This is a genomic window from Streptomyces sp. NPDC055189 (assembly GCF_053606765.1).
The window spans coordinates 20,073-33,869 of record NZ_JBSGSG010000025.1; the positions used below are offsets into that span (position 1 = coordinate 20,073).

The 13,797-nt window shown below is 71.4% G+C and carries 12 protein-coding genes; 11 read left to right on the plus strand and 1 reads right to left on the minus strand.

Annotated elements, in window-relative coordinates:
- Positions 1–153: 153 nt before the first annotated feature.
- From ureA to ACWFR3_RS19775, 11 genes are all read left to right on the plus strand, one after another.
- Positions 154–858: an urease subunit gamma gene (ureA, locus tag ACWFR3_RS19725; RefSeq protein ID WP_453735885.1), complete on the plus strand. Its 705-nt coding sequence runs from the start codon at positions 154–156 to the stop codon at positions 856–858.
- Positions 855–2,576, plus strand: a complete 1,722-nt coding sequence (locus ACWFR3_RS19730; RefSeq protein ID WP_453735886.1) for an urease subunit alpha — start codon at positions 855–857, stop codon at positions 2,574–2,576. Before ureA ends, ACWFR3_RS19730 begins: the two co-directional genes overlap by 4 nt.
- A gap of 36 nt (positions 2,577–2,612) precedes the next feature.
- Positions 2,613–3,626, plus strand: a complete 1,014-nt coding sequence (locus ACWFR3_RS19735; RefSeq protein ID WP_453735887.1) for an agmatine deiminase family protein — start codon at positions 2,613–2,615, stop codon at positions 3,624–3,626.
- Positions 3,627–3,723: 97 nt separating this feature from the next.
- A complete protein-coding gene (locus ACWFR3_RS19740; protein WP_453735943.1) occupies positions 3,724–4,293 on the plus strand; it encodes a TetR/AcrR family transcriptional regulator in 570 nt (189 codons plus the stop codon).
- Positions 4,294–4,552: 259 nt separating this feature from the next.
- Entirely contained in the window at positions 4,553–5,500 is a 948-nt protein-coding gene (locus ACWFR3_RS19745) for a TolB family protein (protein WP_453735888.1), read from the plus strand.
- Between the two features lie 23 nt (positions 5,501–5,523).
- Entirely contained in the window at positions 5,524–6,573 is a 1,050-nt protein-coding gene (locus ACWFR3_RS19750; RefSeq protein ID WP_453735889.1) for a hypothetical protein, read from the plus strand.
- A 21-nt stretch (positions 6,574–6,594) separates the two neighbouring features.
- A complete protein-coding gene (locus ACWFR3_RS19755; RefSeq protein WP_453735890.1) occupies positions 6,595–7,821 on the plus strand; it encodes a TolB family protein in 1,227 nt (408 codons plus the stop codon).
- Positions 7,822–7,886: 65 nt separating this feature from the next.
- A complete protein-coding gene (locus ACWFR3_RS19760) occupies positions 7,887–9,185 on the plus strand; it encodes a TolB family protein (protein ID WP_453735891.1) in 1,299 nt (432 codons plus the stop codon).
- Between the two features lie 332 nt (positions 9,186–9,517).
- Positions 9,518–11,122 carry a citramalate synthase gene (gene cimA, locus ACWFR3_RS19765; RefSeq protein ID WP_453735892.1) on the plus strand — a complete coding sequence of 535 codons (1,605 nt, stop codon included), beginning with the start codon at positions 9,518–9,520 and terminating at the stop codon, positions 11,120–11,122.
- Positions 11,123–11,178: 56 nt separating this feature from the next.
- The gene (locus ACWFR3_RS19770; RefSeq protein ID WP_453735893.1) at positions 11,179–12,537 is read left to right on the plus strand and encodes a hypothetical protein; all 1,359 of its coding nucleotides are present in this window, start codon (positions 11,179–11,181) and stop codon (positions 12,535–12,537) included.
- 109 nt (positions 12,538–12,646) lie between these two features.
- A complete protein-coding gene (locus ACWFR3_RS19775) occupies positions 12,647–13,537 on the plus strand; it encodes an alpha/beta fold hydrolase (RefSeq protein ID WP_453735894.1) in 891 nt (296 codons plus the stop codon).
- On the opposite strand, the gene ACWFR3_RS19780 is transcribed toward ACWFR3_RS19775, so the two are convergent.
- The gene (locus ACWFR3_RS19780; RefSeq protein ID WP_453735895.1) at positions 13,534–13,734 is read right to left on the minus strand and encodes a hypothetical protein; all 201 of its coding nucleotides are present in this window, start codon (positions 13,732–13,734) and stop codon (positions 13,534–13,536) included. The two genes, ACWFR3_RS19775 and ACWFR3_RS19780, sit on opposite strands and share 4 nt — an antisense overlap.
- Positions 13,735–13,797: the final 63 nt, after the last annotated feature.

The window sequence follows — 13,797 nt, forward strand, 5'->3', positions numbered from 1 at the left end:
CCTGACGCTCGATCGTGGCGGCCTGCGCACACAGGCCGCCGTTCGACTGTTTGAGTGCCGCTCAATGTGACCTGAGTCAAGCTCGCACGTCAATGTTTCCGTCGTGTCAATCTCGTGGTTAGAGTGTTGTTCAAACGATGGAGGTGTGGTGGCGTGCGGCTTACCCCCACGGAACGCGACCGGCTGCTGCTCTTCGGGGCGGCCGAGCTGGCCAGGGCCCGCAAGGCGCGCGGCCTCAGACTCAACGTCCCCGAGGCGACCGCGCTGATCGCGGACACGGTGTGCGAGGCGGCCCGCGACGGCGCCAGGCTCACGGAGGCGATCGAGCGGGCGCGCTCGGTCCTGGGCCCCGGCGACGTCCTGCCGGGCGTCGCCGATGTCGTGACCGAGGTGCACGTCGAGGCCGTCTTCGACGACGGGTCCCGGCTCGCGGTCGTCTCGCAGCCGATCGGGGCGGGGCTGGGAAGCGAGGGCCCGGGGGCGCTGCTGCCCGGACCGGAGCACGAGGAGCTCGCGCCCGTCGCGACGATCGCCGTGCACAACACCGCCACCGTCCCCGTCTCCGTGACCTCGCACTTCCACCTCTTCGAGGCCAACCCCCGGCTCGACTTCGACCGCGAGGCCGCCTACGGCATGCGGCTCGCGGTGCCCGCCGGGTCCTCCGTCCGCTTCGGCCCCGGCGAGAGCGCCGAGGTCGGGCTCGTGCCGATCGGCGGCGAGCGCGTCGCGATCGGCTTCGCCGGTCTGGTGGACGGACCCCTTGACGCGCCGGGCGCCCGCGAAGAGGCCCTGCACCGCGCCGCCGCCTGCGGCTACCTCGGCGTACCGGAATCCACCCAGCAGGAGGTCGAGCGATGAGCCGCCCTGGAGGCCACCCCGCCGAACCGCGCCGCCTCACCCCGTACGAGTACGCCGCCACCCACGGCCCCCGCGCGGGCGACCGCGTCCGGCTCGGTGACTCGGGCCTGACCGTCCGGGTGGAGTCCGACGCGCAGAAGTACGGCGAGGAGTTCCTCGCCGGGTTCGGCAAGACGGCCCGCGACGGTCTGCACCTGAAGGCCGCCGCCGTCCGCGAGACCTGTGACGTCGTGATCAGCAACGTCCTGGTGATCGACGCGGTGCAGGGCATCCGCAAGGTGTCGATCGGCATCCGCGAAGGCCGTATCCACGCCATAGGGCGGGCCGGCAACCCGGACACTCTCGACGGAGTCGACGTCGTGGTCGGCACCGGCACGTCCATCGTGTCGGGGGAGGGCCTCATCGCCACCGCCGGAGCCGTGGACACGCACGTTCATCTGCTCTCGCCGCGCATCATGGAGGCCTCGCTCGCCTCCGGCGTCACCACGATCATCGGCCAGGAATTCGGGCCGGTGTGGGGCGTCGGGGTCAACTCCCCGTGGGCGCTGAAGCACGCGTTCAACGCCTTCGACGCCTGGCCGGTCAACATCGGCTTCCTGGGCCGGGGTTCGTCCTCGCACGACGCCCCGCTGATCGAGGCGCTAGCCGAGGGCGGGGCATCGGGCTTCAAGGTGCACGAGGACATGGGCGCCCACACGCGCGCCCTGGACACCGCGCTGCGGGTCGCCGAGGAGCACGACGTGCAAGTCGCCCTGCACAGCGACGGGTTGAACGAATGTCTCTCCGTCGAGGACACCCTGAAGGTCCTGGAAGGGCGGACCATCCACGCCTTCCACATCGAGGGGTGCGGCGGCGGTCATGTGCCGAACGTCCTGAAGATGGCGGGCGTGCCGAACGTGATCGGCTCCTCCACCAACCCCACGCTGCCCTTCGGGCGCGACGCCGTCGCCGAGCACTACGGCATGATCGTCTCCGTCCACGACCTGAAGACGGACCTGCCGGGCGACGCGGCGATGGCCCGCGACCGCATCCGCGCCGGGACGATGGGCGCCGAGGACGTGCTGCACGACCTGGGTGCCATCGGCATCACCTCGTCCGACGCGCAGGGCATGGGGCGCGCGGGCGAGACCGTGCGCAGGACCTTCGCCATGGCCGGGAAGATGAAGGCCGAGCTCGGCCCGATGGACGGCGACGGCGACGGGGACGACAACGCCCGCGTCCTGCGCTACATGGCCAAGCTGACCATCAACCCCGCCATCGCCCACGGCCTCGCGCACGAGGTCGGCTCCATCGAGGTCGGCAAGATGGCCGACGTCGTGCTCTGGAAGCCCGAGTACTTCGGGGCCAAGCCGCAGCTGGTCCTGAAGTCCGGCTTCCCCGCGTACGGAGTCGTGGGCGACCCGAACGCCGCGACCGATACCTGCGAGCCGCTCGTCCTCGGACCGCAGTTCGGGTCGTACGGCGCGACGCCCGCCGACATCTCGGTGGCGTTCGTCGCGCAGGCCGCCGTCGACCAGGGCAACGACCAGATGCCGACCCGGCGGCGCAGGGTCGCCGTGCGGGGCACCCGCGGCATCGGGCCCGCCGATCTGCGCCTGAACTCCCGCACCGGCTCCATCGACGTCGACCAGCGCTCCGGCCTGGTCACGCTCGACGGCGACCCGGTGCGCTCAGAGCCCGCCGACTCCGTGTCCCTGAACCGCCTGTACTTCCTGTAGACCCGCCCGCCGCCCGTCCTTCCCGTAGGGATCACCATGACCTTCCGCATGCCCGCCGAGTGGGCCCCGCACGAACGCACCTGGATGGCCTGGCCCGGCCCCAACACCACCTTCACGAACGAGACCGAGCTCGCCGAGGCGCGGATCGCCTGGGCGAACGTCGCCCGCGCCGTACGCCGCTTCGAACCCGTCACGATGGTCGTCGGCACCGACCAGAGCGAGTCGGCCCGCGCGCTCCTCGGCCCGGACATCGAGCTCGTCGAGCGCGATCTGGACGACGCGTGGATGCGTGACATCGGCCCCACCTTCGTACGCGACGGCGACCGGCTCGCGGCGGTGGACTGGATCTTCAACGGCTGGGGCGGCCAGGACTGGGCCCGCTGGGAGCACGACGCGAAGATCGCCCGGCACGTCGCCGACATCGCGGGCGTGCCCGTCCACTCCTCGCCCCTGGTCAACGAGGGCGGCGGCATCCACGTCGACGGCGAGGGCACGGTCCTGCTGACCGACACCGTCCAGCTCGACCCCGGACGCAACCCGAACATGACCCGCGAGCAGGCCGAGGAGGCGGTGCACGCCCGCATCGGCACGGAGAAAGCCATCTGGCTGCCGCGCGGTCTGACCGGCGACTACGGGCAGTTCGGCACCCGCGGCCACGTGGACATCGTCGCCGCCTTCGCCGCGCCCGGTGTCGTCCTCGTCCACACGCAGCAGGACCCCGCCCACCCGGACTTCGAGGTCAGCAAGGAGATCGCCGGGGTCCTTCGGGGGCAGACCGATGCCCGCGGCCGGACCCTGGAGATCGTCGAGGTGCCCGCGCCGACCGTCCTGACCGACGACGACGGCTGGGTCGACTACTCCTACATCAACCACTACATCTGCAACGGCGGCGTTGTCCTGTGCGCCTTCGACGACCCGCGCGACGAGATCGCGGCAGGCATCTTCCGCCGTCTCTTCCCCGGGCGCACCGTGACGCTCGTGGACGCCCGTACGATCTTTGCCGGAGGTGGTGGCATCCACTGCATCACCCAGCAGCAGCCGAAGATCTAGCGCGCCCAGCGCCAGACGGAGCATCGCAGGAGTACCCGTGGCCGAGGCCGCCCGCCGGAAGAACGCACCACCGCGCGAGGACGTGCTTGCCACCGCCATGGAGATGATCGCCGAGCGCGGCCTGGAGAAGCTGACCATGGCCGCGCTCGGCCGCGAGGTCGGCATGAGCAGCGGCCACCTCCTCTACTACTTCCGCACCAAGGACGAACTGCTCCTGCGCACCCTGGAGTGGAGCGAGTCCGCGCGCGGCGCCGCGCGCGGCAGGCTGCTCGCACGGCGGGGCACGGCCCGCGAGCGGCTGGACGCGTACGTCGATCTGTACGTCCCCGACGGCCCCGGCGACCCCCACTGGACGCTCTGGCTGGAGGTCTGGAACCGGTCCCTGAACGCCGACGAGGACGAGCGCGACCGGCAGGTCGCCATCGAGAGCGCCTGGCACCGGGACCTGGTGGCGCTGCTCGCCGAAGGGGTCTCGCGGGGCGAGTTCGGGGCTCTTGACCCCGACCGGTTCGCGGCCCGCCTGCGGGCACTGCTGGACGGATTCTCCATCCATGTGGCGATCGGCCTTCGCGGCACGGGCCGTGACCAAATCCTGGCGCACGTAAGGGAGTTCCTGGACGGAGCACTCGCGTCCGCCGCCCCTCAGGACCCGGGGACCCCCGTCTAGGTTGTACGCGTTCCTGCGGATTGTGCGTTTCCTGGCGGTGCGCTTGTATCCCCGTGGGTTCTCGGTATCGGGCCGGGGGCTGCGACAGGTTTTGGGGGAAGCCATGTCCACTGCCAGAGGTGTGTCCTTCGCCGGGCGGGTGTCCGTTGCCAGACGGGTGTCCTTGAGTGCCTTACTGGCCGCGGCACTCGGCACGACCGTGTTACCGGCCGCGGCGCAGGCCGCGCCGCACGAGCCGCCGGCACCGAAGGTGGAGCGCGTGAGCACCGCGGCCGACGGGACCGAGGCCGACGGGGCCTCCCGCACCGCGTCCGTCTCGGGGAACGGCCGCTACGTCGCCTTCTACAGCGACGCGGAGAACCTGACGCAGGGGCATCAAGGACCGTACGACTGGGCGTTCGTGAAGGACCTGGAGACCGGTGAGGTCAAGCGCCTCAGGAACTCCATGGCCGCGCCCGTGATCAGCGACGACGGGCGGTACGCGGCGCACACCGGCTGGGGCTCGCACGGCATCAACGTCTTCCTCACCGACCTGACCACGGGGGAGATCAAGCAGATCGACGGCCGGGGCTTCAAGTACAGCGCGTCGTCGCCCGCCATCAGCGCGAACGGCCGCTACATCGCCTACGACCTCCAGCCGCAGCACCCCGCGGAGCCCCAGCGCGTCGAGGTCTACGACCGCGAGACGGACACCCGCGAGGTCATCAGCGACGGACCGCCCGACGCGGCCCGCGACATGGTGGACCCCTCCATCAGCGCCGACGGCCGCTACGTCGCCTACGAGGACAAGGGCACCACGCAGATCTGGCTCCGCGACCGCGTCACGGGCAGCCTCACCCGCGTCGACGACGGCACCCCGTCCGAGCTGGTCCAGGTCAACGGCCGCACGGTGGCGATGAACGGCCCGGACGGCGCCTACGTACGGGATCTGCGCACCGGAGAGGCCGAGCACTTCGCGGGAGGGCGCGCGCAAGCGGTGAGCCGGGACGGCCGGCAACTCGTGTACGGCGTCCACGGCGACGGGCGGTCGGAGATCAGGCTGCGCCACCTGCCGAGCGGGCACGAGCGGACGATCGGCCATGGAAGCGCCACGGCGGGAGCCATCGCCGACAGGGGCCGCGGCATCGTCTACGCCTCGGACGGCGCGGACATCGTGCCGGGCGACACGAACGGCGTGAGCGACATCTTCAAGTGGACGGCACGCTGATGCCGCGCCCCTCAAGAGCACTGGTGAGCGCCGCGGTTGTCGCCGCGCTCACCGGCCTCGCGCTGTCCCCGGCGAGCGCCGACCCCCGTGCGCCCCGCACCGAGCGGGTCAGTACCGCGCGTGACGGCGCCCAGCTGGACGGGAACTCGACCGAGGGCGTGATCAGCGACGACGGGCGGTACGTCGCCTTCCACACGAAGGCGACCGACCTCGGCTGCGGGCAGAATGCGTACACCTGCCTCCAGGTGAAGGACCGCGTCACGGGCGAGGTGACCGCCGTCGACGGGGCGAGCGGATTCTCCTGGGCGCCGCCGGTCATCAGCGGCGACGGCCGGTACGTCGGCTTCACCGCGGGCACCAAGGTCCCGCTGCCCCATCTGCACGACCGCAGGACCGGGACCTCGCAGGTCGTACGCCCCGCCGACGACCCGGAGGCGTGGATCGGCGAGATGTGGGCGGTCAGCCGCGGCGGCGGACACGTCGCGTACGGCGCGGGCGACCGGCCGAGCCCCACCCTGAAGCTGTACGTACGCTCCATGGCGAGCGGCGGCGACGAGCTGATCTCCGGCGCGGCGGACGGCCCGAAGGACGCGGCGTCGCTCAGCGCCGACGGCAGCGTGGTCGCGTACCAGACCCGTGGGTCCGGCGCCGACCCCGCCGACACCTCCGACGTCCTGGTCAGGAACCGCGCCACCGGCGAGACGGTCCACGTCGACAAGGGCCTCGGCAAGGGCAGGCTGATCCAGCTCGGCGAGAGCGGGCGGCACGTCCTCTTCGACGCGGAGGGCGGAACCTACGTACGCGATCTGCGGACCGGCAGGACCCGGCATGCCGCCGATGTGCCCGCCGTTTCCGCGAGCCGGGACGCACGGCATGCCGTCCTGGCCGAGGGCGACGCCCTCACCCTGCTCGATCTGCGCACCGGCAGGCGCGTATCCGTCGGGCCGGGGACGGCCGTGCCGGGGGCCGTATCGGCCAAGGGCCGGTCCGTCGCCTTCAGTTCGGAGGCCGCCGACCTGGTGCCCGACGACACGAACGGCGACTCCGACATCTTCGTGCGCCACACCCGCTGACCCAACCGGGGGAATCCAGTCATGAACAGCAGCAAGAGAGCCGTCGCCGGCCTGAGCCTGGGCCTTGCCGCACTGCTCGGCGTCACGGGAGCGCTCCCTGCCCACGCGGAGCCGGACCCGGTGCCGCCCGCCACCGAGCGGGTCAGCACCACCAGCACCGGCGAGCAGCTCGCCGACCCGTCGTACGACCCGGCGATGGGCGACGGCCGCGTGGTCGCCTTCACCTCCGACGGGGGCGCCGACGGCCTGCCAGGGGTGTCCGTCCTGGACTCCGGGGGTCTCTCGGGCGTCAACTACGGGGCGGACGGCCCGTCGTACGACGGTGCGCCCTGCGCCAGCGGGCGGATGGTCGGCTTCGTCTCCGAGTCCACCACCCTCGGCAGCCCGCCGAAGCCCGACCACCGGCCGACCGTCTACATCCGCAACCGCCCGGTCGGGAAGATCACCGGCCTGCACAGCTACCAGGGGGTCCGCTTCGCCTCGATGGGGCAGCCCCACCTCGACCCCGGCTGCCAGTGGGTCGTCTACACGGCCACCCTTCCCGCCACCGACGCGGACCCGACACCGCAACCGCGGGTTTACCGCTTCAAGTTCAACGGCGGGACCACCGATCTGGTCAGCGAGGCAACGGCCGAGGCCGCCGACGATCCGTCGATCAGTTCCGACGGGGAGTACGTCTCCTACGCGCAGGGCGGCGACATCTACGTACGGAACATGACCACCGGCGCCCTGGAGAAGGTGTCCGTGGCGCGGGACGGCGGCGCCGCGAACGGGCCCTCATCGGGCGCCTCGCTCAGCTACGACGGGCGCCGCGTCGCCTTCGACTCGCGCGCGACCAACCTCGCGTCCGGCAAAGGGAGCCGCGACGACAACCGCGACACGAACGTCTATGTGCGCGACCTCGACGCGGGTACGACGACCCTGATCCGGGCCCCGAAGAAGAACGGGTACACGGCGCAGGCCTCGCTCGCCAAGAACGGCACCCACGTCGCGTACATCTCGGCGAAGAGGCGCGGCAAGGGGGCCGTCCCCTCCGTATACCTGCGCGAACTGGCAACCGGAACAACGCAGTTGATCAGCGCCGACCCGGACGGCGGCCGCAACGACCTCGCGGCGCGGAACCCCTCGGTCAACGACGACGGCACGGTCGTGGCCTTCGACTCCAAGTCGGCCGATCTGGTGCCGGGGGACACCAACGGCGTCTCGGACGTCTTTCTGCGGACAGTTCCGCAAACCCCGCAACCATAAGAGCATCCCGCGCATCACAGACATTGCACGCATCGAACATCCGCATATCACGGGGGATTCGAACCATGCGCAGAACCAAGCGCCGCGCCGCCCTGGCCGCCGCGGTACTCGTCTCCGCGGTCACGGCCGCCACCCTGCCCGCCGCGTACGCGGCGCCCGATGCCGCGCCGGGCACCGAACGGATCAGTGTCGGCCCCGGCGGGGCGCAGGCCGACGGAGCGTCCGAGTTGCCGGACGTCAGCGCCGACGGGCGGTACGTGGCCTTCTCGACGGAGGCGAAGAACCTCGTGCCGGGCGACACCGACACCTGGCCCGACGTGTACGTCCGCGACCTGAAGCGCGGCACGGTCGAACGGGTCAGCGTGCAGGACTCCGGCGCCGAGTTCGCCGACTACGTGAGCCAGCGGCCGGCCATCAGCGACAACGGCCGCTACGTGACCTTCGCCGCCGTCACGTACGAAGGGGGCGAGTACTACAGCGGCATCTACGTCCGTGACCTCAAGAAGAAGCGGACCGAGCTCGTCAGCCTCTCGGACGCGGACAAGCCCGTGACCGGAGAGGACACGACCCCCGCGCAGACGAGCGCGGACGGCCGGTACGTCACGTTCGTCTCGCAGCTCAAGGAGAACGGCGACTACGTCGACGGGATGAACACCGGCGTGTACGTCCGCGACCGCAAGAAGGGGACCACGAAGCGGATCAGCGAGATCGTCACGGGAGGCGCCAGCTCCTCGTACTTCATCTCGCAGTTCACCGTGAGCGCCGACGGCAGCCGCATCGGCTACTCGATCGGCCAGCAGCGCCCCGGTCACGACGGACGCACCTACATCTACGACGTGCAGGCGGGCGAGGGCAGGCGGCTCGACCTCACGCCGTCGGGCGCCGACCGCGAGGTCGGTGTGAGCTCGCTGAGCGGGGACGGACGTTACGGCGTCTTCTCCGCGCGCTCCGGCGATCTCGTCCCCGGCGACACCAACGAGAAGTACGACATCTTCCGCATCGACCTGCGCACCGACGCCATCGAGCGGATCGTGTACGACGCCGAGGGCGGCCAGACGGACGGCGACTCGACCGAGGCCCGGATCACTCCGGACGGCCGCCGCGTCGTGTTCGTCTCCAGCGCCTCCGGTCTCGTCGCCGACGACCCGGGCAACGGCTCCCTCTACGTACGTGACCTGCGCACCGGCAAGAACCAGCGCGTGGACGTGCCGCAGGGCGGCGGCGAAGCCGATTCCAGCGTGTCCCACTTCGGGCTCGGCGCGGACGCGAGGACCATCGCCTTCTCGTCGGACGCCACGAACCTGGTGCCCGGCGACACCAACGGGGTGCGGGACATCTTCGTACGTCACCTGCGCGAGGGCTGAGGTCTCATGTCACCGCGGGCGGCGCGTTCCACGCGCCGCCCGCATCGTGAGACGGGGCAGCGCGGTGTGTGCGGGCTGTGGCAGGCTGCCACCGTGCTCTCGTTCGCCATGATTATTGGCAGCAGGCGCGCCGGTCCGCAGTGACCGTCTCGTACCACCATGTACGGGCGGACACCGTCGTCTCTCAGACCCGCGCGCAAACCTCTCGTACCCACGAGGGGTTTTTTCGTTTCCTGGCCCAACATCAGCCGGACGCGGAGCGCGAGGGATCATTGAGGCGGTGGAGCCGGTCATTCCGGTAGACCGAGATCCGACACAGGAGCCAGATCAGCATGACGGAAACCAGCACACCCGACGATTCGTTCCACGTCTTTGACACCACGCTGCGCGACGGCGCGCAGCGCGAGGGAATCAACCTGACCGTCGCGGACAAGCTGACCATCGCCCGGCACCTGGACGACTTCGGCGTGGGCTTCATCGAGGGCGGCTGGCCGGGCGCCAACCCCCGCGACACCGAGTTCTTCGCCCGCGCATCGCAAGAGATCACCTTCCGGCACGCCCAGCTCGTCGCCTTCGGCGCCACGCGCCGCGCGGGTGGCTCGGCTGCCACGGACCCGCAGGTCAACGCCCTGCTGGCATCCGGAGCCCCGGTCATCACGCTCGTCGCCAAATCCCATGACCGGCACGTCGAGCTCGCTCTGCGCACCACCCTGGAGGAGAACCTGGAGATGGTGCGGGACACCGTCTCCTACCTCGTGGAGCAGGGGCGGCGCGTCTTCGTCGACTGCGAGCACTTCTTCGACGGCTACCGCGCCAATCCCGAGTACGCGAAGTCCGTCGCCCGTACCGCATCCGAGGCCGGCGCCGACGTCGTCGTCCTGTGCGACACCAACGGCGGCATGCTCCCCGCCCAGATCAAGGCCATCGTCGGCACCGTCATCGCCGACACCGGCGCCCGGCTCGGCATCCACGCGCAGGACGACACGGGCTGCGCGGTCGCCAACACCCTTGCCGCCGTCGACGCCGGCGCCACCCACGTGCAGTGCACCGCCAACGGCTACGGCGAGCGGGTCGGCAACGCCAACCTCTTCCCCGTCGTCGGCGCCCTGGAGCTCAAGTACGGCAAGCAGGTCCTGCCCGAGGGCTCGCTGCGCGAGATGACCCGCGTCTCGCACGCCATCGCCGAGGTCGTCAACCTCACCCCCTCCACGCACCAGCCGTACGTGGGCGTATCGGCCTTCGCCCACAAGGCGGGCCTGCACGCCTCCGCGATCAAGATCGACCCGGATCTCTACCAGCACATCGACCCGGAGCTGGTGGGCAACCGCATCCGGATGCTGGTCTCGGACATGGCGGGGCGCGCCTCCATCGAGCTCAAGGGCAAGGAACTCGGCGTCGACCTCGGCGACGACCGCGAGCTGGTCGGCCGCGTGGTCGAGCGGGTCAAGGAGCGCGAACTGGAGGGCTACACGTACGAGGCGGCGGACGCGTCCTTCGAGCTGCTCCTTCGCGAGGAGGCAGAGGGCCGGGCCCGGCGCTACTTCCGTGTCGAGTCCTGGCGGGCCATCGTCGAGGACCGGCCCGACGGCACGCACGCGAACGAGGCGACCGTGAAGCTGTGGGCCAAGGGCGAGCGGATCGTCGCCACCGCGGAGGGCAACGGCCCGGTCAACGCCCTCGACCGCTCGCTCCGGGTCGGCCTGGAGCGGATCTACCCCCAGCTCGCCAAGATGGAGCTCGTCGACTACAAGGTCCGCATCCTGGAGGGCAAGCACGGCACGTCGTCCACGACCCGGGTGCTGATCTCCACCAGTGACGGCAACGGGGAATGGTCGACGGTCGGCGTCGCGGAGAACGTCATCGCGGCCTCGTGGCAGGCCCTGGAGGACGCCTACACGTACGGCCTGCTGCGGGCGGGCGTCGAGCCCGTGGAGTAGAAAACCGGGGTGGCTCCGGACCTCCGTCGGCGGCCCGGCTGAGTTAGCTTCGAAGTATGAACAATGGGGCGAAGCGAATAGGTGTCGCGCTGTCCGGCCTCCTCGTGGCTCTGGGCGCCGTGTCTTTCACGGCGGCGCCCGGGGCCGCATCGGCCGCGAGCGTCCCGGCCGTGGCCGACGCCTGGGAGAAGAGCCCGGTGTACGTGGATCCGGCCGTCTCGGACCAGCTGTCCGGGGGCGAGGCGAACGCCCTCGCGCAGAAGATCAAGGACGCCGACAAGCCGGTGTTCGTGGCGGTGCTGCCCGCGGACTTCCCCAAGGAAAACCTCTTCAACAAGCTGCGCACCGAGACCGGAGTGACGGGCCTGTACGGGATCCGGCTCGGTGACGACTTCGCGGCGCAGGCCGACCGGCAGGTCCTGAGCCGCAACGCCGTCTCCAACCTCGTCACGACGTACGGGGACGAGGCCGACACCAAGGCCCAGCTGAACGCCTTCGTCGACCAGGCCGTGAAGGACGCCAGGGGCTCGGCGCCCGACTCGTGGGGCGGTGCCGGTTCCGACGACGGCGTCAACGTGGGCGCTCTGGTCGGCGTCGGCGCGGTGCTCGTCGCGGGAGGCGGAGCCGCGTACGCGGTGGTCCGGCGCAACCGCAGGCGGCGGGCGCAGGAGCAGCGGGCGGCCCTCGAAAAGCTGCGGGTCGTGGTGGACGAGGACATCACTGCGTACGGCGAGGAATTGGACCGCCTGGACTTCCACCCCGCCGAGGCCGGCGCGGACGACGCGATGCGCGCCGACTACGAACGCGCCCTCGACTCGTACGAGAAGGCGAAGTCGTTCATGGCGGCGGCTCAGCGGCCCGAGCAGGTGCGCGCCGTCACCCAGTCCCTGGAGGACGGCCGCTTCTCGCTCGCCCTGCTCGCCGCGCGCAGGGAAGGCCGACCGCTGCCGGAGCGGCGTGCGCCGTGCTTCTTCGACCCCCGCCACGGCCCGTCGGTGAAGGACGCGCAGTGGGCGCCGCCCGGCGGGTCCGAGCGGACCGTCCCGGTCTGCCTCGCGGACGCGACGCGCCTCGCGGACGGCGAGCAGCCCATGTCCCGCACGGTGGCCACGGACTCGGGGGAGCGGCGCCCGTACTGGGAGGCGGGCCCGGCCTACGGCCCCTGGGCCGGCGGCTACTTCGGCGGCGCCCTGCTGCCTGGCCTCCTCGTCGGCACCATGCTGGGCGGCATGATGGCCAGCCCCGCCTACGCGGCGGACTACGGGGCGGGGTACGGGGACTTCGGCGGCGGGGCGGGCGGCGGGTTCGAGGGCGGTGACTACTCGGGCTCGGACTTCGACCCCGGCGACTTCGGCGGCGGCTTCGGTGGCGGGGACTTCGGCGGTGGCGGGGACTTCGGGGGCGGCGGGTTCTAGCAGGCGGTGGGTTCTGGCAGGCGGCGGTCGGCCGACCGGGTTGACGTCATCAGGAGATCGCGAGACGATACGTATCGTTCTATGATGCGACGGCTCGGAGGGTCACCCCATGCAGCAGAAGCAGCAATACGTCGAAGCCGCCCCCGGAGTCCGGCTGTGGACGGAGCGGCGCGGCGCTCCCGACGCCCCGGCGCTGCTCCTGGTCATGGGCGCCCAGGCGTCCGGCATCGGCTGGCCCGACGCCCTGGTCGACGCGCTCGCCGAACGGCATCAGGTCATCCGCTACGACCACAGGGACACGGGCCGCTCCACCACCGCCTTCGATCAACACCCCTACGCGGTAACCGACTTGGCGCGGGACGCCGTAGCGGTCCTGGACGGCCTAGGTGTCGAGCGGGCGCACCTGGTCGGCATGTCGCTGGGCGGCATGCTGGCCCAGCTGGTCCTCGCCGACCACCCCGAGCGCGTCCTCAGCGCCACCCTGATCGGCACGTGCGCGCTCAGCGAGACCCCGTACACGGCCCCGGACGGAACCGAGGTCCCGGTCGGTGAACTCCCGGGCATCGCCCCGGAAGTCCTCGAAATGTGGTCCCGCCCGGTTCAGGACAAGGGTGTGGAGGCCGAACTGGACCGCCGGGTGGAGCACTGGCGCGTCCTGAACGGCGGTCAACTCGACGTGGAGGACACGTACTTCCGCGACCTGGAGCGCCGGATCATCATGCACACCGGCACCCACGTCGCCTCGTCGGCCCACGCGCGGGCCGACGACTCCCACATGCTCCGCACCGACGAGCTGGCCGGCACGAAGGTCCCCGTGCTCGCCGTCTCCGCCACGGCCGAGCCGGTCTTCCCGCCGCCGCACGCCCACCACCTGGCGCAGGTCATCGGCAGCGACTCGCGGGTGGTGGAGATCGCGGGCATGGGGCACGCACTGCCGCCGGCGGTGCAGGGCCCGCTCGCGGAGGCGATCCTGACGCACACCGCTTCCGCCGCCCTCTAGCGGCGCCGTTCCGCCGCCGCGTGCCACCAGCCCGGCGGTGAGGGGCCGACCACGCGGGACAGGGGCCGGCCGGGGTGCAGGCCGAGCGGGCGGAGTGCGTCCGCCGGGACGCGGATCACGAAATGGCCGTGCCACCGGCCGTCAGGGCCAGGGCCGCACATGAGGTCCACGTGCACCGCGCCCGGCGGGAACGGCATCCAGTCGATGCCCCGCTCACGCAGTCAACCGCGGAGCGCGGCAAGCGGCCGAGGGCTGCCGGG